19 protein-coding genes and 1 riboswitch are annotated in these 25,752 nt (G+C 73.7%); of the genes, 11 read left to right on the top strand and 8 right to left on the bottom strand.

Annotated elements, in window-relative coordinates:
- Positions 1 to 54 precede the first annotated feature (54 nt).
- Entirely contained in the window at positions 55 to 1,353 is a 1,299-nt protein-coding gene (locus ACLQ2N_RS26715) for a PspC domain-containing protein (protein WP_425816670.1), read from the top strand.
- Positions 1,337 to 2,041, top strand: coding sequence for a LuxR C-terminal-related transcriptional regulator (locus ACLQ2N_RS26720; RefSeq protein WP_425816672.1), 705 nt, complete (start codon positions 1,337 to 1,339; stop codon positions 2,039 to 2,041). The genes ACLQ2N_RS26715 and ACLQ2N_RS26720 overlap by 17 nt, the downstream gene beginning before the upstream one ends.
- On the opposite strand, the gene ACLQ2N_RS26725 is transcribed toward ACLQ2N_RS26720, so the two are convergent.
- Positions 2,038 to 2,805 carry a GNAT family N-acetyltransferase gene (locus ACLQ2N_RS26725; RefSeq protein WP_425816674.1) on the bottom strand — a complete coding sequence of 256 codons (768 nt, stop codon included), beginning with the start codon at positions 2,803 to 2,805 and terminating at the stop codon, positions 2,038 to 2,040. The genes ACLQ2N_RS26720 and ACLQ2N_RS26725 overlap by 4 nt on opposite strands.
- Before the next feature lie 43 nt (positions 2,806 to 2,848).
- Positions 2,849 to 3,895, bottom strand: coding sequence for an NlpC/P60 family protein (locus ACLQ2N_RS26730; protein WP_425816676.1), 1,047 nt, complete (start codon positions 3,893 to 3,895; stop codon positions 2,849 to 2,851).
- Between the two features lie 309 nt (positions 3,896 to 4,204).
- Here ACLQ2N_RS26730 and ACLQ2N_RS26735 point away from each other — a divergent pair, with 309 nt between their 5' ends.
- Positions 4,205 to 4,558: a hypothetical protein gene (locus ACLQ2N_RS26735; protein WP_425816678.1), complete on the top strand. Its 354-nt coding sequence runs from the start codon at positions 4,205 to 4,207 to the stop codon at positions 4,556 to 4,558.
- 127 nt (positions 4,559 to 4,685) lie between these two features.
- Here the strand turns inward: ACLQ2N_RS26735 and ACLQ2N_RS26740 are convergent, their stop codons facing one another.
- Complete coding sequence (locus ACLQ2N_RS26740; RefSeq protein WP_425816680.1) at positions 4,686 to 5,861, bottom strand: NlpC/P60 family protein; 1,176 nt, start codon at positions 5,859 to 5,861, stop codon at positions 4,686 to 4,688.
- Between the two features lie 7 nt (positions 5,862 to 5,868).
- A riboswitch (cyclic di-AMP (ydaO/yuaA leader) is annotated at positions 5,869 to 6,019 on the bottom strand.
- Positions 6,020 to 6,180: 161 nt separating this feature from the next.
- On the opposite strand from ACLQ2N_RS26740, the gene pcrA reads away from it, so the two are divergent.
- On the top strand, positions 6,181 to 8,619 hold the full coding sequence (gene pcrA, locus ACLQ2N_RS26745; protein WP_425816682.1) for a DNA helicase PcrA: 2,439 nt from the start codon (positions 6,181 to 6,183) through the stop codon (positions 8,617 to 8,619).
- A 57-nt stretch (positions 8,620 to 8,676) separates the two neighbouring features.
- Here the strand turns inward: pcrA and ACLQ2N_RS26750 are convergent, their stop codons facing one another.
- A complete protein-coding gene (locus tag ACLQ2N_RS26750) occupies positions 8,677 to 10,125 on the bottom strand; it encodes a peptidoglycan DD-metalloendopeptidase family protein (RefSeq protein ID WP_425816684.1) in 1,449 nt (482 codons plus the stop codon).
- A gap of 199 nt (positions 10,126 to 10,324) precedes the next feature.
- On the bottom strand, positions 10,325 to 11,167 hold the full coding sequence (locus ACLQ2N_RS26755) for an esterase/lipase family protein (RefSeq protein WP_425816686.1): 843 nt from the start codon (positions 11,165 to 11,167) through the stop codon (positions 10,325 to 10,327).
- Between the two features lie 326 nt (positions 11,168 to 11,493).
- On the opposite strand from ACLQ2N_RS26755, the gene ACLQ2N_RS26760 reads away from it, so the two are divergent.
- Positions 11,494 to 11,907, top strand: coding sequence for a cobalamin B12-binding domain-containing protein (locus ACLQ2N_RS26760; protein WP_361023831.1), 414 nt, complete (start codon positions 11,494 to 11,496; stop codon positions 11,905 to 11,907).
- A 519-nt stretch (positions 11,908 to 12,426) separates the two neighbouring features.
- On the opposite strand, the gene ACLQ2N_RS26765 is transcribed toward ACLQ2N_RS26760, so the two are convergent.
- Together ACLQ2N_RS26765 and ACLQ2N_RS26770 are read right to left on the bottom strand one after the other, a co-directional pair.
- Positions 12,427 to 14,091, bottom strand: coding sequence for a DUF5691 domain-containing protein (locus tag ACLQ2N_RS26765; RefSeq protein WP_425816689.1), 1,665 nt, complete (start codon positions 14,089 to 14,091; stop codon positions 12,427 to 12,429).
- Between the two features lie 29 nt (positions 14,092 to 14,120).
- A complete protein-coding gene (locus ACLQ2N_RS26770) occupies positions 14,121 to 15,512 on the bottom strand; it encodes an SWIM zinc finger family protein (protein ID WP_425816691.1) in 1,392 nt (463 codons plus the stop codon).
- Between the two features lie 127 nt (positions 15,513 to 15,639).
- On the opposite strand from ACLQ2N_RS26770, the gene ACLQ2N_RS26775 reads away from it, so the two are divergent.
- The 5 genes from ACLQ2N_RS26775 to sucD all read left to right on the top strand — a co-directional run bounded on the left by ACLQ2N_RS26775 (position 15,640) and on the right by sucD (position 22,597).
- Positions 15,640 to 16,752, top strand: a complete 1,113-nt coding sequence (locus ACLQ2N_RS26775; protein ID WP_425816693.1) for an ATP-binding protein — start codon at positions 15,640 to 15,642, stop codon at positions 16,750 to 16,752.
- Positions 16,749 to 19,118, top strand: coding sequence for a DUF5682 family protein (locus ACLQ2N_RS26780; protein ID WP_425816695.1), 2,370 nt, complete (start codon positions 16,749 to 16,751; stop codon positions 19,116 to 19,118). Before ACLQ2N_RS26775 ends, ACLQ2N_RS26780 begins: the two co-directional genes overlap by 4 nt.
- Complete coding sequence (locus tag ACLQ2N_RS26785) at positions 19,115 to 20,320, top strand: VWA domain-containing protein (protein WP_425816697.1); 1,206 nt, start codon at positions 19,115 to 19,117, stop codon at positions 20,318 to 20,320. The genes ACLQ2N_RS26780 and ACLQ2N_RS26785 overlap by 4 nt, the downstream gene beginning before the upstream one ends.
- Positions 20,321 to 20,509: 189 nt before the next feature.
- Positions 20,510 to 21,691, top strand: coding sequence for an ADP-forming succinate--CoA ligase subunit beta (gene sucC, locus ACLQ2N_RS26790; RefSeq protein ID WP_425816699.1), 1,182 nt, complete (start codon positions 20,510 to 20,512; stop codon positions 21,689 to 21,691).
- A 21-nt stretch (positions 21,692 to 21,712) separates the two neighbouring features.
- Entirely contained in the window at positions 21,713 to 22,597 is an 885-nt protein-coding gene (gene sucD, locus ACLQ2N_RS26795; RefSeq protein ID WP_164404328.1) for a succinate--CoA ligase subunit alpha, read from the top strand.
- A gap of 103 nt (positions 22,598 to 22,700) precedes the next feature.
- Here the strand turns inward: sucD and ACLQ2N_RS26800 are convergent, their stop codons facing one another.
- Complete coding sequence (locus ACLQ2N_RS26800; RefSeq protein WP_425816701.1) at positions 22,701 to 23,975, bottom strand: helix-turn-helix domain-containing protein; 1,275 nt, start codon at positions 23,973 to 23,975, stop codon at positions 22,701 to 22,703.
- A 125-nt stretch (positions 23,976 to 24,100) separates the two neighbouring features.
- Between ACLQ2N_RS26800 and ACLQ2N_RS26805 the strand changes: the two genes are divergently transcribed.
- Positions 24,101 to 25,714 carry a DUF6350 family protein gene (locus ACLQ2N_RS26805; RefSeq protein WP_425817105.1) on the top strand — a complete coding sequence of 538 codons (1,614 nt, stop codon included), beginning with the start codon at positions 24,101 to 24,103 and terminating at the stop codon, positions 25,712 to 25,714.
- The last annotated feature ends 38 nt before the right edge of the window (positions 25,715 to 25,752 follow it).

Here is a 25,752-nt window from a genome sequence, read left to right on the forward strand (position 1 = left end):
AACCGGGGGCCGACCCTGATGCCCTCGCCCGCACGGGCATGTGACGATCGGACCATGCCAGCCGCCACCACCCGAGCCGCAAGCTCCCACGCCCCCGACCCGGAGGAGCCCCCGCTGCGCAAGCTGTACCGCAGCGCCGACGGCCGGCTCCTCGGGGGAGTGGCGCGCGGGCTCGCCGGACACCTCGGACTCCCGGTCGCCTGGCTCCGGTTCGTCTTCCTCGGGCTGTTCTTCGCGGACGGCCTCGGCGCCCTGCTGTACGCGGTGTTCTGGATCGTGGTCCCGCTCGGCGTCGGCGGCGTGGAAGGACCCAAGTCCCTCTTCGAGACCGCCCCCGACGGCACCCGCCGCCTCCGCAAACCCGACAAGGGCCAGGTCTTCGCCCTCATCGCGCTGCTCTTCGGCGCCGCCGTCTTCGTCGGCAACGTCGACATGGGCAGCAAGGCCGACCGCTACATCTGGCCGAGCCTCCTCATCGGCGCCGGCTCCGTCCTGGTGTGGCGCCAGGCGGACAACGCCCGCCGCGCACGCTGGATGGAGGTCGGCCGCCGCCGCCGCGTCCTGCACGTGGCCCGTGCCCTCGCCGGAGTCGCCCTCGTCGGCCTGGGGCTCGCCGTCTTCATGGTCGTACGGGGCTCCGCCGCCCAGCTCGGCAACGTCATCACCGCCGCCATCGCCGTGCTCACCGGCATCGCCCTCCTCGCCGGCCCCTACCTCGTCCGCATGACCCAGGACCTCTCCGAGGAACGCCTCATGCGCATCCGGGCCCAGGAGCGCGCCGAGGTCGCCGCCCATGTCCACGACTCCGTGCTGCACACCCTCACCCTGATCCAGCGCAACGCCGACGACGCCGGCGAGGTCCGCCGGCTGGCCCGCTCCCAGGAACGCGAGCTGCGCAACTGGCTGTACAACCCCGAGGGCACCGGCAAGGACGAGGACGACGAGCCGGAGACGCTGGCCGAGGCCGTCAAACGGGCCGCCGCCGAGGTCGAGGACAAGCACGGTGTCCCGCTGGAGGTCGTCGTCGTCGGCGACTGCCCACTGGACGAGAAGCTGGCCGCACAGATGCAGGCCGCACGCGAGGCGATGGTCAACGCCGCCAAGTACGGTGGCGAGGGCGGTGCCGTCCAGGTCTACGCGGAGGTCGAGGGCCGCACGGTCTTCGTCTCCGTGCGCGACCGGGGCCCGGGATTCGACCTGGACTCCGTACCGGGGGACAGAATGGGCGTACGAGAATCGATCATCGGCCGGATGCAGCGCAACGGCGGCACGGCCCGGCTGCGTTCGGTGCCCGGCGGGGGCACCGAGGTCGAGCTTGAGATGGAGAGGACGAGCGATGAACGGGACCAGTGAGGCGGCCGGGGGCCAGGAGAACCCGGAGCGCCGGGTACGAGTCGTGCTCGTCGACGACCACCGGATGTTCCGCACCGGCGTACGGGCCGAGATCGGCCGCACCGAGGAGACCGGGGTCGAGGTCGTCGGCGAGGCGGCCGACGTCGACCAGGCGGTCACCGTCATCACGGCGACCCGCCCCGAGGTCGTCCTCCTCGACGTCCACCTCCCCGGTGGCGGCGGCGTCGAGGTGCTGCGCCGCTGCGCGCCGCTGATGGGCGCCGCCGAGAACCCGGTGCGCTTCCTCGCGCTCTCCGTCTCGGACGCCGCCGAGGACGTCATCGGCGTCATCCGGGGCGGTGCCCGGGGCTACGTCACCAAGACGATCACCGGCACCGACCTGGTCGACTCGGTCTTCCGGGTCCAGGACGGCGACGCCGTCTTCTCGCCCCGCCTGGCCGGCTTCGTCCTCGACGCCTTCGCTTCCACGGACGCGCCCCCGGTCGACGAGGACCTGGACCGGCTCACCCAGCGCGAACGCGAGGTCCTGCGCCTGATCGCCCGGGGATACGCGTACAAGGAGATCGCGAAGCAGCTGTTCATCTCGGTGAAGACGGTCGAGTCCCACGTCTCGGCGGTGCTGCGCAAGCTCCAGCTCTCCAACCGCCACGAGCTGACCCGCTGGGCGACGGCGCGACGGCTCGTCTAGGGCCTGTCCGGGTCCAGCGAGATGTTCAGCTTCTCGCCGATCCTGCGGTAGCCGATGGAGACGTAGATCCGCTCCACATCGGCGTCGCCCGGCTCCAGCCACACCACCCGGCAGCCCCGGTCGAACGCGGTGCGCGTCAGGTGCGCGGAGAGCGCGGCGCCGATGCCCCGGCGGCGGAACTCCGCGCCGACCGCCAGGCCCGCCAGCTCGCTGAGGCCGTCCACCGGGACCGAGCAGCCGCCCGCGCCCGCCGGGGCGCCGCCGGCCGTCGCGAGGGCGGCGACCCCGCCGCCCGCCACCGCGTCGCGCAGCCACTGCGCCGTGCCGTCCTCGGGCTCGCCCTCGCCGCCGTAGCCCAGGTGCTGGACGAGCGCGGCGGCGGCGAACTCCGCTTCGGTGGCGGGCTCCGCCACGACCAGGTCCGCGACCGGCTTCGGCTCCACCAGGCCGCCGGGGGCGCAGGCGAGGATGGGGGCCCGGTTCTCGACGGTGAACCCGGCCGCGAGGAGCGCCGGTTCGACGGCGGGTGCCCAGCCGGGCAGGAACTCCAGGCGGGGCATCCGGTCCCGCTCGCGGAACGCCGCTATGAGCGCGTCGAGTTCGCCGGACGTCGGCTCGGCGTCCTGGTCCGGGATCGCGTAGTTGGCGTACTTCAGCGACCAGTTCGGGTTGTAGCGGATCACGAACGGCCCGACGCGGACATGGTCCGGGGAGCGCAGCGTGAGCGTACGGGCGTGGGTCTGGACGTCGGCGTCCATCGGCATGTTCGGTTGTCCTTCGGGCCGTTGAGGTCGGGCGCGCCGGAGCCTATGCCACCCGGGTCGCCCCCGCGAAGGGCATTTCGTCGATGGGCGCGATCCGGACCGGGGCCCCGGGGCGCGGCGCGTGGATCATCCGGCCGTTCCCGATGTACAGGCCGACATGGCTGACGCCCGAGTAGAAGAACACCAAGTCCCCGGGGGCCAGCTGGGAGCGCGGGATGCGTTGCCCGGCGTTGATCTGGGTGTACGTGGTCCGGGGCAGCGAGACCCCGGCGGCGCGCCAGGCGGCCTGGGTGAGCCCGGAACAGTCGAAGGAGTGGGGCCCGGTCGCTCCCCACACGTACGGCTTGCCCAGCGCGCTGTACGCGAAGGCGACCGCCTGGGCGGCGCGGGCGTTGGGCGCGGCGACGGCACCGCGCGGTGCGCTCCGGTCCGCGTGGCCGGCCCCGCGCCCCTTCTCGGAGGTGTCGTAGGCGGCGCGCTCGGCCGGGGTGAGGCGGGCGAGCAGGCGGCGGGCCTCGGCCAGCTTGGCGCGGACGGTCGCCCGGTGCTCCTTCAGGGCGGCCTGCCGGGAGGCGAGCTCGGTGAGCTTCCCGGCCGCTTCGGCGCGTACCTGGGCGATCTCCGCGACCTGGCGGCGCACCGAGCGCACCTCGGCGGCCCGGCGCTCGCCGGCCCGCTCCGCGTAGGTGGCGCGGCGCAGGTACTGGTCGGGGTCGGAGGAGAGCGCCAGCTGCACGGAGGGGTCGATCCCGGCGGACCGGTACTGCGCGGCGGCGTACGCGCCGAGCACGTCGCGGGCGCTGTTGAGGCGGGCGGTCCGGCGGGCGGCCTCGTCGCGCAGGGCGTCGACCGACTTGGCGGCGGCGGTCGCCTCGGACTTCGCGCCGTTGTACTTCTCGGTGGCGACCTCCGCCTCCCGGTACAGCCGGTCCACCTGGGCCTTGACCTGCCGGGCGGTGGGCGCGGGGTCCGCGTGCGCGGCTCCCGGCAGCACGGCGGCCGTCGCGGCTCCGGCGACGGCGAGGGTCGCCGCGGTGCGGGCCGCGGAGGCGGTGGTGAGGCGCTGCCTGGGTTTGCGATGCGCTGCCACGGGGGCGGGCGTCCTTCCGTGCGACGGCCCGGCGGGGTGTACCGGCGGGGTTCCTCCGGTGGCCGGCGAGAACGGTCCTGGTCCACGGCCACCGTGAAGGGACGCTAATCCGAGGTCACGGGAAGGTGTCGTTATGACTGCTATTGCCCACTCTTGGCGTGGCATTGTCGCCGGATGGCCGGCTGTGAAACATCAGTGACCGGGAAAAGGGTCACAGAAGCAGGCAAAAAGTGCATTCATCATTCAAGCGGCCCGTAGGCCCCACCCTGCCCGGAGTGATCCGAGGGGAGGGCTCTAGGGTGCGGAACCATGCGCGTACTCATCGATTTCGTCGTCGCCCTGCACATCATCGGCATCGCCGCCCTGCTCGGCGGCTTCCTCGGTCAGATGAAGGCGATGAAGGCCGGCACCGCCCGTTTCGTCCCCGGCATGCTGCACGGCGCGCTGACCATGCTCGTCACCGGCGTCGCCCTCGTCGGCCTGGACCAGGCCGACGACCACCCCGTGAACAACGTCAAGATCGGGATCAAGCTGCTGTTCCTCGTCGTGATCCTGGGGCTCGTCTACGTCAAGCGGGACGAGGAGAAGGTCGAGAACGGCATCTTCGCGGCGGTCGGCGCGCTGACCCTGGCGAACATCTTCATCGCCACGCTCTGGACCTGAGCCGCACTTTGGACCTGAGCCGCACTTTGGACCTGAGTCACGCTCCGGACCTGGGCCACGCTCCGGACCTGAGCTGCCGCAAGAGGGCCGGCCCGTGTGCGGGCCGGCCCTCTTCTGCGGTCTGCGGTCAGGCGGGGCGCACACTCCCGTAGATCGGCATGTAGTAGATCGACTCCTCGCGCACGTTCGCCCCGGGCTTCGGTGCGTGGATCATCATCCCGTCGCCCTTGTAGATCCCGACGTGGCTGATGTCGTCGTAGAAGAACACCAGGTCACCCGGTTGCAGGTCGGCCGTGGCGATCCGCGTGCCGACGTTCACCTGGTCCCAGGTGGTGCGCGGGATGTCGACGCCCGCCGCCTTCCAGGCCGCCTGCGTCAGCCCCGAGCAGTCGTACGAGGAGGGGCCGGTCGCCCCCCAGACGTACGGCTTGCCGATCTGGGCGCGGGCGAACGCGAGCACCTTCTCCGCCTTCGTGGACGCGCTGGTGCCGGAGCCGGAGCCGGAGCCGGAGCCGGAGCCGGAGCCGGCCTCTGAGCCTGAGCCCGAGCCCGTCTGCGTTCCGCCGCCGCCCGATGCCTCGGCCTTCCGCTCGGCGTCCTTCCTGGCGGCGGCCTGCTTCTTCGCCAGCTCCGCCGCCTTCCGCTTCGCCTCCGCCTCCTTCTTGCGCTCCAGCTCCGCCAGGCGCGCCTTCTCCTCGGCGGTCAGCTTCGACAGCAGCGTCCGGGCCTCGGTCAGCTTCGTCCGGACGTTCTGCTTGCTGGTGCGCAGCGCGGCCTGCGACTCGGTCAGCGTCTCCAGGCTCTCCACGGCCGCGGCGCGCTGCTCGGACGCCTTCGTCTGCTGCGTACGGAACTCCGTGACCGCCTGCTGCTGGCGCTCGGCCATGCGGTCCATGAGGTGGGTCTGGTCGAAGAACGACTGCGGGTCGTCGGCCAGGAAGAAGGTGGCGGTCGGCGCGAGGCCGCCGTTGCGGTACTGGGCGGCCGCGTAGTTGCCCAGCGTCCTGCGGGCGTCGTTCAGCTTCTCGGTGCGCTTGGCCACGTCGTCGAGCAGCGTGTCGACCTTGGCCTTCTGCTTGTCCGTGGCTTCCTTGGCCTGGTTGTACTTCTGGGTCGCGTTGCCGGCCTGCCGGTAGAGGTCGTCCACCTTCTTCTGGACTTCCTCGATGCTCGGCTTCGGCGTGGGCGCGGCCATCGCGCTCTGCGAGGACAGCAGGGTCACCGAGGCCAGCGCGGCCGAGGTCAGCCCGACGGCGGGGACGGTGGAGCGCATCCGGGTGCGCGGTTTGCGATGCGACGCCAAGGCCGGCATCTCCTTCCGTGGACCGCCTACCGGGTTAGCTGTCGGGTTCGGGCGGAACGGAAGGCTGCCCTACGGTCCGGTGGGGAAGGACCGATTCACCCCGGTACTGCGTGTGGGTCCCCGGTTCCGGGCGGGCCCGGATTCGGCGTGGTGGCCCGCTCGGCGTGGGTCGCCTCTGGGGGTACGGGCCGTCCGAACGTGCACGCTAGCCAACTCATGGGGCCGCTGTGAAGGTTGGTGTTCGATATGCCCGATACATTTCCGTGACCTTTTCGGAGCGGGGTCGAGTGTCGGTGGGGAGCTTTAGACTCGGACAGCGATGAGCAGCCTCTTTGACGACAGTTTCCTGGCCGGCCTCCAGCAGGAGGAGGACGCGCCCCCGCCGCCCCCCGAGGACCCCGCACCCGAAGCGGTGCCGGAGGACCTGTTCGCGGGCGTGTTCGACGGGCCCCCGCCGGCCCGTGACGCGTACTACCGCGACGGCGCGCACCGCCCGGTCATCGATCCCGAGGCGCTGCTCGACGGACTGAACACCGAGCAGCGCGCCGCCGTCGTGCACGCCGGATCGCCTCTGCTCATCGTGGCCGGCGCCGGCTCCGGCAAGACCAGGGTGCTCACCCACCGCATCGCTCACCTGCTGGCCGAGCGGGGCGTCCATCCCGGCCAGATCCTGGCGATCACCTTCACCAACAAGGCCGCCGGCGAGATGAAGGAGCGCGTCGAGCAGCTGGTCGGTCCCCGGGCCAACGCCATGTGGGTCATGACCTTCCACAGTGCGTGCGTCCGCATCCTGCGCCGCGAGTCCAAGAAGCTCGGCTTCACGTCCTCGTTCTCGATCTACGACGCGGCCGACTCCAAGCGGCTCATGGCCCTGGTCTGCCGCGACCTGGAGCTGGACCCGAAGCGCTACCCGCCGAAGTCCTTCACCGCCAAGGTCTCCAACCTCAAGAACGAGCTCATCGACGAGGAGACCTTCGCAGGGCAGGCAGCCGACGGCTTCGAGAAGACCCTGGCCCAGGCGTACGCGATGTACCAGGCCCGGCTGCGCGAGGCCAACGCGCTGGACTTCGACGACATCATCATGACGACGGTCCACCTGCTCCAGGCGTTCCCCGATGTCGCCGAGCACTACCGCCGCCGCTTCCGGCACGTCCTCGTGGACGAGTACCAGGACACCAACCACGCCCAGTACACGCTGGTACGCGAGCTGGTCGGCCCGGCCGGTCCGGAGAGCGCCCCCGCCGAGCTGTGCGTCGTGGGTGACGCGGACCAGTCGATCTACGCCTTCCGGGGCGCGACCATCCGCAACATCCTCCAGTTCGAGGAGGACTACCCGGACGCGACGACGATCCTGCTGGAGCAGAACTACCGCTCCACCCAGACGATCCTGTCCGCCGCCAATGCCGTCATCGAGCGCAACGAGAGCCGCCGCCCCAAGAACCTCTGGACCAAGGCCGGCACCGGCGCCCGCATCACGGGCTACGTCGCGGACACCGAGCACGACGAGGCGCAGTTCGTCGCCGAGGAGATCGACCGCCTCACCGACGCGGGCGACGCGAAGGCCGGCGACGTCGCCGTCTTCTACCGGACGAACGCGCAGTCCCGTGTCTTCGAGGAGATCTTCATCCGCGTCGGCCTGCCCTACAAGGTCGTCGGCGGCGTCCGCTTCTACGAGCGCAAGGAGGTCCGGGACGTCCTGGCCTACCTGCGGGTCCTCGCCAACCCCGAGGACACCGTCCCGCTCCGCCGCATCCTCAACGTCCCCAAGCGCGGCATCGGCGAGCGCGCCGAGGCCATGATCGACGCGCTCTCGCTGCGCGAGAAGATCACCTTCCCGCAGGCGCTGCGCCGCGTGGACGAGGCGTACGGCATGGCCGCCCGCTCGGCCAACGCCGTGAAGCGGTTCAACACGCTGATGGAGGAGCTGCGCACGGTCGTGGAGTCCGGCGCCGGACCCGCCGTGGTGCTGGAAGCGGTCCTGGAGCGTACGGGTTATCTCGCCGAGCTCCAGGCGTCCACCGATCCGCAGGACGAGACCCGCATCGAGAACCTCCAGGAGCTCGCCGCCGTCGCCCTCGAATTCGAGCAGGACCGGGGCGAGGAGGAGGGCGCGGGCACGCTCGCGGAGTTCCTGGAGAAGGTGGCGCTCGTCGCCGACTCCGACCAGATCCCCGACGAGGACACCGACGGTTCCGGCGTCATCACGCTGATGACCCTGCACACCGCGAAGGGCCTCGAATTCCCGGTCGTCTTCCTGACCGGCATGGAGGACGGCGTCTTCCCGCACATGCGGGCGCTCGGCCAGGTCAAGGAGCTGGAGGAGGAGCGCCGCCTCGCGTACGTCGGCATCACCCGCGCCCGCGAGCGGCTGTATCTGACCCGGGCCGCCATGCGCAGCGCCTGGGGCCAGCCCTCGTACAACCCTCCGTCGCGGTTCCTGGAGGAGATCCCGGACCAGCACCTGGACTGGAAGCGGAAGGGCCCGATGGCCGCCCCGGCGGGCCCCACCTCGGGGATCACCTCGTCGCTCTCCGCCTCCCGCGCCCGCTCCGGCCCCTCCGGCTTCGCGACCCGGCGGACCTCGGACAAGCCGACGATCACGCTGGTCGCGGGCGACCGCGTCACGCACGACCAGTTCGGCCTGGGCACGGTGACGGCGGTCGAGGGAGTCGGCGACCAGGCGAAGGCCACGGTCGACTTCGGCGACGACCGCCCCAAGAAGCTGCTCCTGCGGTACGCGCCGGTGCAGAAGCTCTGAGAAACCAGCGGCGGCCGGAGCCTCCGAGGCCCCGGCCGCCGCAGTCGTCCGTCCCGCTCAGTTCGGGTTGATCCCGTGGCCGCGCAGCCACGGCAGCGGGTCGATCGCCGCACCGCCGCCCGGCCGTACCTCGAAGTGCATGTGCGGGCCGGTCGAGTTCCCGGAGTTCCCGGAGTACGCGATGACGTCGCCGGCCTTGACGGGGCCCGAGCGGATACGGGTGCTGCTGAGGTGGCAGTACCAGGTCTCCGTGCCGTCGGCCATGGTCACGATGGCCATGTTCCCGTAGGCGCTGTTGTACTGCGTACGGACCGTGCCGTCGGTCGCCGCCATCACCGGGGTGCCGTACTGGACGGGGAAGTCGATGCCCGTGTGCACGGACATCCAGTTGACTCCCGCCTGCCCGAAGTAGGCGCTCAGACCGTGCTGCTTGACCGGCAGCACGAATTTGGGGCGCAGGGCCTCCTTGCGGGCGGCCTCCGCCTCGCGCCTCTTCCTCTCGGCGGCCTGCCGCTGCTTCAGGTCGATGCGTTCCTGGGTCCGGCTGGCGCGGTCCGCGAAGTTCTCGGCGTCGGCGCTGAGGTTGGCGAGCTGGGTGTCCAGCTTGTTGTTGGCCGCGACCGGCTTGACCGTGCCCGGGTCGGCGGCGGCCATGGTGGTGGGCGCGTCCTTCTTCGTGTCGTCCCCGCCCATCCCGCTCACCGAGGCGGCGGCGATCCCGGCCACGCTCATCACGCAGGCGGAGGGAACGGCGACGGTGAGGAGCGCGGAACGCTTCGCGGGGGAACGCCTGCGGCTGCGGTTACTGCCGCGGCGGGGCTCGGCGGGGGCGAGATCGGGGTGCGGCTCGGCGGCGACGTCCGGCGCGTCGTCGGCGCGGTGGTGGGGCTCGTACGGGTCCGCGTCGTGAGAGCCGGGCTCCTCGTACGACGCGTAGGTCTCGTACGGCTCCGGGGGGCCGGCCTGTTCGGCTTCGTTCGAGGCGGCCGGGCTTTGCCCATTTTGCTCTTCGTGCCCGGGCGTGGCGCCGGTGTTCCAGGCGGTGGCGTCGTACACGCCGGTGTCGTACGTCCCCGTGTCGTCGGAGGGCCACGCGGTCGCGGCGGCGGTCCAGGTGCTGGTGTCCCACGGGCCGGAGGAGTCCGGGGCGCCGCCCTGGGACGGGATGCCGGGGGCGTAGCCCTCCGTCGGCAGCCAGCTGGTGGCGGTGTCGTACTGCGGCGTTCCGTCGTACGGGGTGGTGTCGTACCGCGGGTGCTGCGGGGCCTGGTAGGCGTGGTGCGCGCCCGTGTCCCAGGGGGTGGTGCCGTACGCGCCGCCGTATCCGGTCCCGCCATCGGTGTACGGGATGCCGTAGCCCTGCGAGGTGTCGTACGAGGCGTCATAGGCGCCGTCGTAGGCGACGCCGGTGCCGGGGAGGGAGCCGAAGAGCGGGTCCGTCTCGAAGCTGCCCGTGGAGCAGTCGTCGTATCCGGCATACCCGGCGTGGGGGTGCTGGTCGTTCACCAACTTCTCTCTCGCCTCGGCAGCAGGACCAGGTTCCGGGGCCGTGGGGTACCCCGGGAGAACTGGCGGCGACTGTACCCGGCGGTATCCGCCGCCGACAATCTTCGACGGCTCGGAGGCGCACGGGAAAACGGGCAATCGGCCGTCATTCGGCGGCGAGAGCACAGAGCCTTGGCTCTAGGTTCGAAGTTTGTTCGATTTAAGCGGCGGGGGTGGACGAGGTGGTCCCCGGGGCGGTCCCGGGGGTCTGCCGGGTGGACTCCGCTTCGTCCAGCGCCTCACGCACGGCAGCCGCCACGGCCGGGTGCACCGGCAGCGCGAGGTGGCCGATGCCGGTGACGCGTATGTTGACCGCGGCCAGGTCCGGGTGGTCGACGCAGGCCGCTTCGGCGGGGACGATCACCCGGTCCAGTTCACTCCAGAAACTGACGAACCGGGTGCGGCAGCCGGGTGCGGGCAGCCGCAGCTCCTCTACGGGGGCCGAGCCCTGGCGCATCTGCCGCACGATGGGCAGCGCCCCGGCCAGCGGGGCGACGGCGGTCCCGGCGTGCGGCGTGCCCAGCGTGACGAGGGTGCGCACCCGGCGGTCACCGGCCAGCCGCTGTACGTAGTAGCGCGCGATGAGGCCGCCGAGGCTGTGGCCCACGATGTCCACCCGGTGGTGGCCGGTGCGGGCGCAGATCTCCTCGATGTGCCGGCCCAGCAGCTCGGCGGCCGTGCGGATGTCGCTGGTCAGCGGGGAGTAGTTGAGCGACTCCAGACGGGTCCAGCCGTGCCGGGCCAGGGAGCGGCGCAGCAGGACGAAGACGGAGCGGTTGTCGATGAAACCGTGAAGAAGGACGACGGGTGGCCGGTCGGTGGGTGCGATGTCCGCGTGGGCGGGGTCGGCGCCGTCATCAGCCGGATTCCGGCCCGGGCGGCGTTCACCGGCGATCCCGGTGGGATACAGCAGGGCGTGCCCGGCGAGCACGACGAACTCCAGGGCCGTCGCTCTCAGCAGTGCGGTCGGCGGGGCGGGGAACGGCAGGCTGGGGGGCTTCATGGTCGGCCTCCTGCTCCGGACGGGCGCCGCGCCGGCGGAGCCCGGACGGGACGCCCTGTCGGAGGCGGCCCGTGCGGACGGAGACCCGTACCACCGTGCCGTGCGGCTGACGGCGCGGTGATACGGCGACCCGATGCGGCTCGCCGGGCTTTCGGTTCCCCACGGCGAAACCGCCGCGGGCCCTGGAACCGGTGCCCGTGAACAATGTCCCATGTGTGATTTCCCCCTCCCGGCCCACCGTGAAACGGCGGCTTGCGGGATGCTGTGGATAACGTTCGTTCACATCCCCGGCCCTTCAGGCACGGGAGACGCATGTGGAGGCAGTGATGGGTGTGACCGGTCCGATCCGTGTGGTGGTGGCCAAGCCGGGCCTCGACGGCCATGACCGCGGGGCGAAGGTGATCGCGCGGGCGCTGCGCGACGCGGGTATGGAGGTCATCTACACGGGCCTGCACCAGACGCCCGAGCAGATCGTGGACACGGCGATCCAGGAGGACGCCGACGCGATCGGCCTCTCGATCCTCTCCGGCGCGCACAACACGCTCTTCGCCAAGGTGATCGAACTCCTGAAGGACCGCGACGCGGCGGACATCAAGGTCTTCGGCGGCGGCATCATCCCGGAGGCGGACATCGCCCCCCTGAAGGACCAGGGCGTCGCGGAGATCTTCACCCCGGGCGCGACGACGACGGCGATCGTCGACTGGGTCAACGCGAACGTCCGCCACCCGGCGGAGGCGTAGGGCGCCGGACGCGCCGGGCAACGGGGGCGCTGCGGTCCGGAGTGGCCGGACGCGCCGCGGGGGCCGGTCCGGGCCCGCCGAGCGTCGGCTCCGCGTCGCCGGGCCGGGGCGTCGGCGCCGCGTGACGGGGCGGACAGGCCGGGCCAGGGCCTGCCCGGCGGATCATGGCCGGGGTCGCGACGCCGCGCGAAGGGCGCCCGGTGCCGACCGGCCCGGGGCCGACGTGAGACGTCGGGACGCCGGGCCCGTGGCGCACGTCGGGCCGGCCCCGGGCGCCCCGGGCCGTGGCTCAGGCGTACGGCGGTGCGGCTGGGCCCAGTCGGCTCGCCCCGGGCGCCCCGGGCCGCACCCCCGCGCCCCCCCGCGCCCCCCCCGCGCCGCGCGGGCCGTCCGCGCCGGCTCCGCGCCCCCCGCGCCGCGCGGGCGGTCCGCATCGGCTCCGCGCCCGGGCGGAGCCGGTGCGGGAGTGGCCGCCCGGGAGGCGGTGGCGAGCGGGGCGGGGCCCGGGGGGCCGCGGGATCACCGCACCGGGGACCCGGACAGCTCGCTGTCCATCGTGGCGCGCAGGCGCAGCGTGGAGACCAGGCGCTGGAACGCCTCCGTCCAGTAGCCGTTCGCGCCGGGGGAGGCGTCCGCCGGTTCGGCGGGGGTCGTCGTCAGGACCTCCAGGCGGGCCGCCTCCGCAGGATCGAGGCAGCGCTCGGCCAGGCCCATGACGCCGCTGAAGCTCCACGGATAACTGCCCGCGTCCCTCGCGATGTCGAGCGCGTCGACCACGGCCCGGCCGAGCGGCGGCGCCCACGGGACCGGGCAGACCCCCAGCAGCTGGAACGCCTCCGACAAACCGTGCGCGGCGACGAAGTCCGCCACCCAGGCGGCCCGTTCCCCCGGGGGCAGCACCGCCAGGAGCTTGGACCGCTCGGCGAGCGACGCCGTACCGGGGCCGTTGGACGGGGGCGTCGACGGCGGACCCAGCAACGCCCGCGCCCACGCGGCATCGCGCTGCCGCACGGCGGCCCGGCACCAGGCCGCGTGCAGCTCCTCGCCCCAGCCGTCCGCCACGGGCAGGTCCACGATCTCCTCCGCGCCACGCCCACCGAACCGCGCCGGCCAGACGGAGAGCGGGGTCGCCTCCACCAACTGGCCCAGCCACCACGACCGTTCGCCCCGGCCGGACGGCGGGAGCGGCACGACCCCGTCACGCTGCATCGCCTCGTCGCACTCGTGCGGCGCCTCCACCGCGACGAACGGCTCGTCGCCGGTCAGTCCCGGGTTCACGCAGGACAGCGCCCGGTCCGCCATCCGCCGGGACAGCGCCGAACCGGGCAGTGCGGACAGCAACTCGGCCGCCGTCGCCCGGACGTTGCGGCTGCGGTCGGCGAGCGCCCGTTCCAGGAACTCCTCGTCCGCGGCGGACAGCCCGGTACGCAGCGAGTCCACGAACATCAGCCGGTCCTCGGCCCGTTCGGTCTTCCACGTGGTGGCCAGCAGCGCGCGGGCCGCCTCCGCGTCGTGCGCCCGTACGGCCCCGAGCAACGCGACCCGCTCCGCGAACAGGCCCTCCTCCCACAGCCGCCGCACCGCCTCCGCGTCGTCCGGCGGGGGCAGCAGCGCACTGCCGGACGCGCCGCGCAGCGCGAACTTCCACTCCGGATTCAGCCCGGCCAGCCACAGGCCGCGCGGCCCGGCGAACTCCAGGGTCTGCGGGCGCAGATCGGTGCGGGCCCTGGCCGCGTCCAGCAGCGCGGGCAGGGCGGAGTCCGGCGCCCGGTACCCGTGCAGGTTGGCGGTGGCCAGCCATTGCGGGATCAGCTCCGTCAGGTCCGGGGCCGCGCCCCGCCTGCCGCCTGAGCCCGCCGCCCGGTCCGCCAGGAGCTGGGCCAGCCGGCCACGGGCCGCTTCCGGCAGCGGCGGCCGGGGGTCGTCGGGCGCCACGGCGGGGCGCGGCGACGCGGCGGCGGGCAGCAGCCCCGCCCGCCGCCGCACGGTGTGCAGCGCGGCGGCGTCCAGCAGTGCGGCGGCCGCGCCGTCCGGGCCGGTGCCGGAGGCGCCCTCGGGGGGCCGGCGGTCCGTGCCGAGCAGGGCCGAGGTGACCAGCTCCTCCCACGGCACGGAGACGAGCGCGCCGGGCGCGGGGGCCCCGCTCGCTGTCGGGGTGGCGGCTGGTGCGGTCGTACGGGACATCGCCCCTCCTCAGGAGCCGGACTACGGAGTCAGATGAGCGTGACGGTCTCGACGGGATCGCCCGTCCGGCCCGCGGCCCATGCCGCCAGCGGGTCGAAGCCCCGGTGGCCGCACTCGCCGAAGACCGTGAGCGGAACCCCGCCCGAGACCGCGACGAGCTTCCAGAGCGACGGGCGGTTCACCGCGGCAGGTGTCACGGGCAGGGCCTCCCGGCCCTCCGCGTCCACCAGTTGCCAGCCGTCCGGGGACGGCACCGGTATGACGTCGCGCAGGGTCACCGGCCGGGACTCCGCCCACGGGTCGTCGCCCAGGGCCCGCCCGTACGCGGCGATCGCCTCGGTGACCGTGACACCCGGCGGGGGCGTGACGGCGGGTCCGGGCATGCCGAAGCGCTCGCCCAGCTCGGCGCGGAGCTGCCCGGAGCCCGGATGGGGCGTCAACTCGGCGTCGATCGTGACGCCCACGGGCAGGGCCTGGGCGGGGGAGCGGCCGGCCGCCCCGAAGGACAGCAGCAGCGCCGTGCGCCCCGACTCCTCGCCGTACAGCCAGATGCGGCGGGTGACGATCTTGCCCTCGGGGGTGTCGTACTGGGCGAGGACCAGCCAGCGGTCGCGGACCGGCGGGCCCTCCGGGGAGGCCGGCAGCCCCACCCGCGTACGGACCGTGGCCGCGAGCGCGGGCGGCAGCCGGTCGCGGCCCAGCCACGCCGAGTCCAGCAGGTGCAGCAGCGCGCACTCCTCCAGGAGCCGCACCGGCCAGCCCGGACCGGACGCCGGAACGGCGCCCAGCTCCCGCACCCGGCTCGCGAGACCGGGTGCCTGCGCGTCGACCATGCGGGCCGCGGTCTCCTCCCACAGCCCGTACCCCGCCTGCTCGGCCGCCGCGAGCCCCCCGCGCAGCAGGTCGGTGAGGCGCTGCTCCAACTCCCGCGCACCGCCGCCGATCCGCTCGGCGCGCTTCTCCGCCCGCTTGCGCGCGGCCTCCGGATCGGCGGGACCCGCCGCACCCTCACCCCCGGCGGGCCGCGCCTTCGCCTCCGCACGGGCACGGCGGCCGTCCAGCCACTCCCGCGCCCAGTCCGGCGGCGACCCGGCGGGCACCGCCGCGTCGTCGGACGCGTGGAGCAGCAGCAGCCCCAACGCGTGCTTGCACGGGAACTTGCGACTGGGGCAACTGCACTTGTACGCGGGGCCGGTGGTGTCGGCGACCGTCCGGTACGGCTTGCTCCCGCTGCCCTTGCACAGCCCCCACACTCCACCCGTCACATCCCACCCGGTGTCCGACCAGGAGCCGGCCGCACCGAGCTTGTTCCCCGCCTTGCGTGAGGCGTCGTCAGGAGCCAGGGCCAGTACCTGCTCCACCGTCCGGCGCGCGGCCGAGGCAGCGGCGCCCAAGGGTTCTCCCCCGTCAGTCAGCAGCATGCCAACGACGTTAGGCGGCCCCACTGACAATGATCCTGACCTGCGCAAACGGCGATTGTCAGTGCCATGGTGCACGGTGGAACCACATCCGGCCGACCGACTCGGCGACCGATCCGGAGGGGGATCCATGACCGTGTCCGAAACCACCCAGGCAAGCACAGGCGAGGCACTGCGCCCGCATGCCGAGGACGCCTTCGCCGACGAGCTGAAGGCGCTCGCGGCGGCCGACGACCGCCCCAGGCCCGAGCGCTGGCGCCTGTCCCCCTGGGCCGTCGCGACGTACCTGCTGGGCGGCACCCTGACCGACGGCACCGTCATCACACCCAAGTACGTGGGACCGCGCCGCCTGGTCGAGGTCGCCGTCACCACGCTCGCCACCGACCGCGCCCTGCTGCTCCTCGGCGTCCCCGGCACCGCCAAGACGTGGGTCTCCGAGCATCTGGCGGCCGCCGTCAGCGGTGACTCGACGCTGCTCGTCCAGGGCACGGCGGGCACCCCGGAGGAAGCCGTCCGCTACGGGTGGAACTACGCGCAGCTGCTCGCCCACGGTCCCAGCCGCGACGCGCTCGTGCCCAGCCCGCTGATGCGCGCCATGGCCCAGGGCATGACCGCCCGCATCGAGGAACTGACCCGCATCCCCGCCGATGTGCAGGACTCGCTGATCACGATCCTCTCCGAGAAGACGCTGCCCCTGCCCGAGCTGGGCCAGGAGGTCCAGGCGGTGCGCGGGTTCAACGTCATCGCGACCGCCAACGACCGCGACCGGGGCGTCAACGAGCTGTCCAGCGCGCTGCGCCGCCGTTTCAACACCGTGGTCCTGCCGCTGCCCGCGACCCCGGAGGCGGAGGTCGACATCGTCTCCCGCCGCGTCGACCAGGTCGGCCGCTCGCTCGACCTGCCGCCCGCCCCCGACGGCCTCGCCGAGATCCGCCGCGTCGTCACGGTCTTCCGCGAACTGCGCGACGGTGTCACCACCGACGGCCGCACCAAGCTCAAGTCCCCCTCGGGGACGCTGTCCACGGCCGAGGCCATCTCCGTCGTCACCAACGGCCTCGCGCTCGCCGCCCACTTCGGCGACGGGGTGCTGCGCCCGGGCGACGTCGCGGCCGGCATCCTCGGCGCGGTCGTCCGCGACCCGGCGGCGGACCGGGTGATCTGGCAGGAGTACCTGGAGACCGTGGTCCGCGAGCGGGACGGCTGGAAGGACTTCTACCGCGCCTGCCGGGAGGCGTCCGCATGACCGGCACCCCTGGACCGGGGCCGCTGCTGCTGGGGGTGCGGCACCACGGCCCCGGCTCGGCCCGCGCCGTCCGAGCCGCCCTCGACACCGCGAACCCCCGGGCCGTCCTCATCGAGGGCCCGCCCGAGGGCGACGCGCTGCTGCCGCTCGCGGCCGACGAGGAGATGCGGCCCCCGGTCGCCCTGCTCGCCCACGCGGTGGACGACCCCGGCCGGGCGGCGTTCTGGCCGTTCGCCGAGTTCTCCCCCGAGTGGGTCGCCATCCGCTGGGCGCTGGCCCGGGACGTGCCGGTCCGCTTCATCGACCTGCCCGCCGCGCACTCGCTGGCCATGGAGGCCGGCGCGGAGACGGACCGGGACGACACCGCCGAGGAACAGCCCGTCCCCGTCGACCCCATCCGGGTGCTCGCCGAGACCGCCGGGTACGACGACCCCGAGCGCTGGTGGGAGGACGTGGTCGAGCACCGCGTGCCCGGCAGCGGCGAGGCGGCCGGCCCGCTCGCCGCGTTCGCCGCGCTCGGCGAGGCGATGACCGCGCTCCGCGAGGCGTACGGGGACGGCGGGCATCCCCGGGACGCGGTGCGCGAGGCGTACATGCGCATCCAACTGCGTACGGCAGCGAAGGAGTTCGGCGACGAGTTCGCCGTGGTCTGCGGCGCCTGGCACGTCCCCGCCCTGCGTACGCGCACGACGCTCACCGCCGACCGGGCCCTCCTCAAGGGCCTGCCCAAGGCCAGGGCCGAAGTGACCTGGGTGCCCTGGACCCACCGCAGACTCGCCCGGCACAGCGGATACGGGGCGGGCATCGAGTCGCCCGGCTGGTACGAGCACCTCTTCGCCGCCCCGGACCGCCCCATCGAGCGCTGGATGACGAAGGTCGCCGGACTCCTGCGCGACGAGGACCGGTTCGTCTCGTCCGCCCACGTCATCGAGGCCGTCCGGCTCGCCGGGACGCTCGCCGCGATGCGCGGCCGGCCGCTCGCCGGGCTGAGCGAGACGACCGACGCGATCCGGGCCGTCATGTGCGAGGGCTCCGACATCCCGCTCGCGCTCGTCCACGACCGCCTCGTCGTCGGCACCACGCTCGGCGAGGTCCCCGACACCGCCCCCGCCGTCCCCCTCCAGCGCGACCTGACCCGGCGGCAGCGCACCCTGCGGCTCAAGCCGGAGGCTGACGAGCGGGACATCGAGCTCGACCTGCGCAAGGACACCGACGCCTCCCGCAGCCGGCTGCTGCACCGGCTCCGCCTCCTCGGCATCGGCTGGGGCGAACCGGCCGCCGGGCGGGGGAGCACCGGCACCTTCCGGGAGAGCTGGCGGCTGCGCTGGGAGCCCGAGCTGTACGTGCGCGTCGCCGAGGCGGGCGTCTGGGGCACCACCGTGCTCTCCGCCGCCACCGCCCGCGCCGAGTCGGACGCCCTGGCCGCGACCGCGCTCGCCGAGGTCACCGGGCTGGCCGAGCGCTGCCTGCTCGCCGATCTGCCGGACGCCCTGCCGGTCGTGATGCGGGCCCTCGCCGACCGCGCCGCGCTCGACGCCGACGTCGGCCACCTCGCGGACGCCCTCCCGGCCCTGGCCCGCACCCTGCGCTACGGGGACGTCCGCGCCACGGACACCACCGCACTCGGCGAGGTCGCGGCCGGCCTCGCGGAGCGGATCTGCGTCGGCCTGCCCCCCGCCTGCACCGGGCTCGACGCCGAGGGCGCCGAAGCGCTGCGCCGCCAGGTGGACGGCGTCCACACCGCGATCGGACTCCTCGCCGGCGCCGTGCCCTCGAGCGCGGACGGGCTGCGGACGCGCTGGCGCGCGGTGCTGCACAAGCTGACCGTCCGGGACACGGTCGCGGGCGTCATCCGGGGCCGGGCCGCCCGGCTGCTCCTGGACGACGGCCACCTCGACCAGGACGCAGCCGCCCGGCTGATGGGCCTCGCCCTCTCGCCGGGCACCCCGCCGGCCGACGCCGCCGCCTGGATCGAGGGCTTCGTCGGCGGGGCGGCGGGCGGCGGCATGCTCCTCGTCCACGACGAACGGCTGCTCGCCCTGGTCGACTCCTGGCTCACCGCAGTCCCCGCCGACACGTTCACCGACGTGCTGCCCCTGCTGCGGCGCACGTTCTCCGCGTACGAACCGGGCGTCCGGCGCACCCTGGGTGACCTCGTCCGGCGCGGCCCGGCCCCCGCCGGGGCGACGGGGGCCGGGTCCCCGGCGGGCGCGGGCGCCACGGCTCCGGGCTTCGGCCCGGTCCTTGACGCGGCCCGCGCGGACGCCGTGGTCCCGGTCCTGCGCCTGCTCCTCGGCCTGGACGAGGGCCCGGCGCCCACGGCTCCCGCCCACCACGACGACACACCACTGGGGGAGACGGCATGACCACGGACGACAACGCCCACGACGAGCGGCTGCGCCGCTGGCGCCTGGTGCTGGGCGCCGACAGCGAGGAGAGCACCGGGCGCGGGCTCACCGGGCGCGACGCCGCGATGGACCAGGCGCTCACCGCGCTCTACGGGAGCGGGGGACGGCCCGGCGGCCGGAGCGGCGGCGGGCGCTCCGCCGGGCTCGGCGCCTCCGCGCCCTCCGTGGCCCGCTGGCTCGGTGACATCCGGACGTACTTCCCCAGCTCCGTCGTCCAGGTCATGCAGCGCGACGCGATCGACCGCCTCGGCCTCTCCGCGCTCCTGCTCGAACCGGAGATGCTGGAGGCCGTCGAGGCCGACGTACACCTCGTCGGCACCCTGCTCTCGCTCAACAAGGCCATGCCCGAGACGACGAAGGAGACCGCCCGGGCCGTGGTCCGCAAGGTGGTCGAGCAGCTGGAGAAGCGGCTCACGACCCGCACCCGGGCCACGCTCACCGGCGCGCTCGACCGGTCGGCGAAGATCACCCGCCCCCGCCACCACGACATCGACTGGGACCGCACCATCCGGGCCAACCTCAAGAACTACCTGGAGCTGCCCGGCCGGGACGGGGCCGGCACGGTCGTCCCCGAACGGCTCATCGGGTACGGGCGGGCCGCGCAGTCCGTGAAGAAGGACGTCATCCTCTGCATCGACCAGTCGGGCTCGATGGCCGCCTCCGTGGTCTACGCGTCGGTGTTCGGCGCCGTGCTCGCCTCGATGCGCGCCCTGCGCACCCGGCTCGTCGTCTTCGACACGGCCGTGGTCGACCTCACCGACCAGCTGGACGACCCCGTCGACGTCCTGTTCGGCACCCAGCTCGGCGGCGGCACCGACATCAACCGCGCCCTGGCCTACTGCCAGTCCCGGATCACCCGGCCGGCCGACACCGTCGTCGTGCTCATCAGCGACCTGTACGAGGGCGGCATCCGGAACGAGATGCTGAAGAGGGTCGCCGCGATGAAGGCGTCCGGGGTGCAGTTCGTCACTCTGCTCGCCCTCTCCGACGAGGGCGCCCCGGCCTACGACCGCGACCACGCGGCGGCCCTGTCCGCCCTGGGAGCCCCCGCCTTCGCCTGCACTCCCGACCTCTTTCCCGACGTCATGGCCGCCGCGATCGAGAAGCGCCCGCTGCCGGTACCGGATCCGGAGACCGCCCCCACCAGGGGGATTCTGTGACCGTAATCACCGCCCGGGCGCGATCTGCGATTTAGGGTCACGCGGGGCGCGGGGATAACCTGCGAGATGGACATGCCGCGTATCCGGTCACCGTGTGCGCCTTCCTAGTGACACCGCAGTCACGTTGCCCCTCGCGGCACGCCCACGCAGAAAACCAACCGCGAGACCATTGATAAGGGACGGACGCGCGTGGACCTGTTCGAGTACCAGGCGAGGGACCTCTTCGCCAAGCACGGTGTACCGGTGCTGGCCGGTGAAGTCATCGACACGCCTGAGGCAGCCCGCGAGGCGACCGAGCGGCTGGGCGGCAAGTCGGTCGTCAAGGCGCAGGTGAAGGTCGGCGGCCGCGGCAAGGCCGGCGGCGTCAAGCTGGCGGCGAACGCCGACGAGGCGGTCGCCCGCGCGACCGACATCCTCGGCATGGACATCAAGGGCCACACGGTCCACAAGGTGATGATCGCCGAGCTGTCGCCGGAGATCGAGGCGGAGTACTACGTCTCGTACCTGCTCGACCGCACCAACCGCACCTTCCTGGCCATGGCCTCGGTGCAGGGTGGCATGGACATCGAGGAGGTCGCGGAGAAGACTCCCGAGGCCCTCGCGAAGGTCCCGGTCAACGCCGTCGACGGCGTCGACATCGCCAAGGCCCGCGAGATCGTGGCCCAGGCGAAGTTCCCGGCCGACGTGGCCGAGGGCGTCGCCGAGGCCCTGGTCACCCTGTGGGACACCTTCGTCGCCGAGGACGCGCTCCTCGTCGAGGTCAACCCGCTGGTGAAGACCAAGGACGGCCGCATCCTGGCCCTGGACGGCAAGGTCTCGCTCGACGAGAACGCCGACTTCCGTCAGCCGGAGCACGAGGCCCTCGAGGACAAGGCCGCGGCCAACCCGCTCGAGGCCGCCGCCAAGGCCAAGAACCTCAACTACGTCAAGCTCGACGGCGAGGTCGGCATCATCGGCAACGGTGCCGGTCTGGTCATGTCGACCCTGGACGTCGTCGCGTACGCCGGTGAGAAGCACGGCAACGTGAAGCCCGCCAACTTCCTCGACATCGGTGGCGGCGCCTCCGCCGAGGTCATGGCGAACGGCCTGGAGATCATCCTCGGCGACTCGGACGTCAAGTCCGTCTTCGTCAACGTCTTCGGTGGCATCACCGCCTGCGACGAGGTCGCCAACGGCATCGTCCAGGCCCTGGAGCTGCTCAAGTCGAAGGGCGAGGACGTCACCAAGCCCCTCGTCGTGCGTCTCGACGGCAACAACGCGGAGCTGGGTCGCAAGATCCTCTCCGACGCCAACCACCCGCTGGTCCAGCGCGTGGACACCATGGACGGCGCGGCCGACAAGGCCGCCGAGCTCGCCGCGGCTGCGAAGTAAGGAAGAGGGACTCAGACCACCATGGCTATCTTCCTCACCAAGGACAGCAAGGTCATCGTCCAGGGGATGACCGGCGCCACGGGCATGAAGCACACCAAGCTCATGCTGGGCGACGGCACCAACATCGTCGGCGGCGTCAACCCGCGCAAGGCCGGCACGACCGTCGACTTCGACGGCACCGAGGTGCCCGTGTTCGGCTCCGTCGCCGAGGCGATGGAGAAGACCGGCGCCGACGTGTCCGTCCTCTTCGTGCCGCCGGCCTTCGCGAAGGCCGCCGTCATCGAGGCGATCGACGCCGAGATCCCGCTCGCCGTCGTGATCACCGAGGGCATCGCCGTCCACGACTCGGCCGCCTTCTGGGCGTACGCCGGCTCGAAGGGCAACAAGACCCGGATCATCGGCCCGAACTGCCCCGGCCTGATCACCCCCGGCCAGTCCAACGCCGGCATCATCCCGGGCGACATCACCAAGCCCGGCCGCATCGGTCTCGTGTCCAAGTCCGGCACGCTGACCTACCAGATGATGTACGAGCTCCGCGACATCGGCTTCTCGTCCGCCGTCGGCATCGGTGGCGACCCGGTCATCGGTACGACGCACATCGACGCCCTCGCGGCGTTCGAGGCGGACCCCGAGACCGACCTGATCGTCATGATCGGCGAGATCGGCGGCGACGCCGAGGAGCGCGCGGCCGACTTCATCAAGGCCAACGTGACCAAGCCGGTCGTCGGTTACGTCGCGGGCTTCACCGCCCCCGAGGGCAAGACCATGGGCCACGCCGGCGCCATCGTCTCCGGCTCCTCCGGCACCGCGCAGGCCAAGAAGGAGGCCCTCGAGGCCGCCGGCGTGAAGGTCGGCAAGACGCCGACCGAGACCGCCAAGCTGGCGCGCGAGATCCTCGGCGCCTGACGCCGCCGCCGCGCTCGCGCGGCAGGGTGTCACCGTACGTACGACGCGGGCCCGTCCCCCTCACCGGGGGACGGGCCCGCGTCGTCGTGTGCGCCGGACCGGTTCAGCCGGCCTCGGGCACCAGCCGGGCCGGGCCGTGGAACAGCTCGTCGCCGAGCTTCTTCCGCAGCTCGACGTCCTGCGGCGTCAGCTTCTGCGGGCCCCCGACCGGCGGCACCCCGCCGACCTTCTGGGCGGGCGCCGGTGGCGTCTCGTACTTCCGGGGAGCCGTCGCCAGGGTGATCAGCGTGAGCCCGACGATCAGCACGGTGAACGCGATGGCCGTCCGGGCCCACAGCTGAGCCTTGCGTTCGCTGCCGGTACGGATCAGCTCCGGCACCGGCAGCGAGGAGGCGGAGCGGCTGCGCGCGAGCGTGCCCAGGTGCTCGTGGATCAGCGCGGACTGCTCGGCCGGTGTGTCCGGCTCGGCGATCTCGGGCAGCCGCTCGGCGACGGCCGCCCGCGCGGTCACCAGCCGCCCGGCCGCCGCCCGGGTACTCGCCTCGGTCTCCGCCGCGGTCTCCGGCAGCCCAAGCCCCACCCCGTCGTGGAGCACCAGCGTGCGGCGGTACGAGGGGGGCAGGGACAGCAGCGCTTCGAGCAGCGCCCACGAGGCCGGCGCCTCGGGCGGCGGGTCGGGGCGGCGGTGCTCCCGGTTCAGCCGGCGCCAGGGGGACATCGCGTACTCGTACGCGGCGGCCCGCACCCAGCCGACCGGATCCCGGTCCACCGCGACCTCCGGCCACCGCTCCCAGGCCAGCTCGAAGGCCTTGGCCACGGCCGCGCGGGACAGGGCGCGCTGCCCGGTCAGCAGATACGTCTGCTGGAAGAGGGCCGAGGCGGCGTACCGGTACAACGCGTCGAACGCGGCGGCGGGCGCGTCCTCCCCGTGGTCGCCGTCCGGCCCGCCGGGCGGCGACCCGGGCCCGCCGGGCGGCACCTCGGGCACCTCCTCAGGCACCTGGGGCGCTGCTTCGGACGCCTCGGACACGACAGCCTCAGGCGCCTCGGGCGCGGCAGCCTCGGGCGCCTCGGCGGCAGCCTGGTCCGGTTCGCCGGCGTCCACGGCGACGCTCCCGGGGGCTTCGGCGGGAACCGGTGGAGGGGGCGGGGCAGCCGCACCCGCCGTGCCCGTCCCGAGCAGCCGGGCGTACGTCTCCCGCTTGCGGCCGCGCGGGGTGCTGCGGCCCGTCTCCCAGGCCCGCACCGTCGCCCGTGTCACGCCGACGGCCGACGCGACCTGCTCCTCCGTCAGCGCCAGGGCCTCCCGCAGCCTGCGCCGCTCCTTCGGCGAGGGCAGCGGAGGGGCGGCGGCCGTCTCGGACGTGCTCTGCGTCATGAGGGCCGCCCGTACGGCCTGCACCGGGTGAAAAAGTACATAAACGTATATTGATCGACACCCCGGCTGTTCGCCCGTTACACGAAATAAGCGCGTGTCGTTGGCAGCATGACCGCGTGACCCAAGTGACCGAACGCAGCTCCTTGTTGTCGCAGGACGAGCGGGGGCGGCCCGCCGTACTGGCCTCCGCGGTGCTGCGCGGGGCGATCGCAGCCGGGCTCGGCCTGGGATCCGTCGCCGTCCTCGTCGCCGCGCTCTGGATCAGCTCACCGGCCCCGGACAGCGGTCCGGGCGAGGCGTTCCACGCGGCGGCCGCCCTCTGGCTCCTCGCGCACGGTGCCGAACTGATCAGGACCGAGACGCTGACCGGGGCCCCGGCACCGATGGGCGTCGTCCCGCTGCTGCTCTCCGCGCTGCCGGTCTGCCTGGTGCACCGGGCGGCCAGGGATGTGCTGGAGCCCGAGGAGGGGCACGGGGCCCCGTCGCCCGGCGGCGCGTTCGCCCTGGTGACGGGCGGATACCTGCTGGTCGTCGGGGCGGTCGCCCTCTACGCGCGCGGCGCGTCGCTGTCCGCGCGCCCGCTCTCCCTGTTCTTTCCCTGCGCCCTCGTCGTGGCGGGCGCGGCGGCGGCCGGGGTGTGGACGGCCTGCGGGCGCCCGCTCGGGCCGCCGCCCTCCTGGGCGCCGGTGCGGCTGCACGAGGCGATGGCGCGCACCCGGTTCCTGCGGCGGGCCGACGCGGTGGGCCGGTCGGCGCTGGCGGGGACGGCGGTGCTCCTGGGCGGCGGCGCGCTGGTCGTCGCGTCGGCCCTGGTGTGGCACGGCGCACCGGTCCAGGAATCGTTCCTCCGGCTCTCCACCGACTGGGGCGGCCTCATCGCCGTCCTCCTGCTGGCGCTGGGACTCGTGCCGAACGCGGCGGTGTGGGGTGCGGCGTACGGGCTGGGGCCCGGGTTCGCCCTCGGCACGGCGTCGACGGTCACCCCGCTGGCCTTCACCGGGTCCCCGGCCGTCCCCGACTTCCCGCTGCTGGCCGCGATGCCCGCCCACGGTCCGGGCGCACCGCTGAACTGGGCGGCCGGGGCGGTTCCGGTGGCGGCGGCCCTGACGGTCGCCTGGTTCACCGCACGGAGGGCGGTGCCCGCCCGGGGCGAACGCGAGGAGGCGTGGAGCCCGGGGGAGACCGCGCTCACCACCACGCTCGGGGCGGCGGGCTGCGGGCTCGGCGCGGCGGTGCTGGCGGCGGCCGCCGGGGGACCGCTGGGCAGGCACGCCCTGGCGGACTTCGGCCCGGTGTGGTGGCTCACCGGGGCGGCGGCGCTGACGTGGACGGCGCTGATCGGCGTCCCCGCGGCCCTGCTGCTGCGGGCCTGGCGGCTGCGCGGGCGCACGAAGGAGGAGGACGACGCGCCGGCCGCGGGGACCAGCCGGAAGGCCGCCGCGCCCGTACTTCCGCCCCCGCCCGCACCCGGACCCGACGCGCCGGCGGGCCCCGGTTCGCCGGCCGCCCCCCGCCGCCGCTGGTGGTCCCGCGCTGCCGGGGAGACCGTGCCGCGGCCCGAGGAGACGCCGGCACCCGCCGCCGTTCCCGTACCGCCGTCCGGTGGCGCCGACGAGGCGGACCTCGACGCGTACGACTTCCTGCCGATCGACCCCTGGCACGCGCGGACGCCGGCCGACGGGCCCCCGGCCCCGCACCCGGCGGACGGCGACGCCTCCGGTGAGCCGGGTCCGGCCTGATCCCCGGGCGGAGCCCCGGCCCCGGCGGCAGGCGGCCG

The sequence above is a fragment of the Streptomyces sp. DT224 genome (assembly GCF_049844595.1).
In the GTDB taxonomy this organism is placed as follows: Bacteria; Actinomycetota; Actinomycetes; order Streptomycetales; family Streptomycetaceae; genus Streptomyces.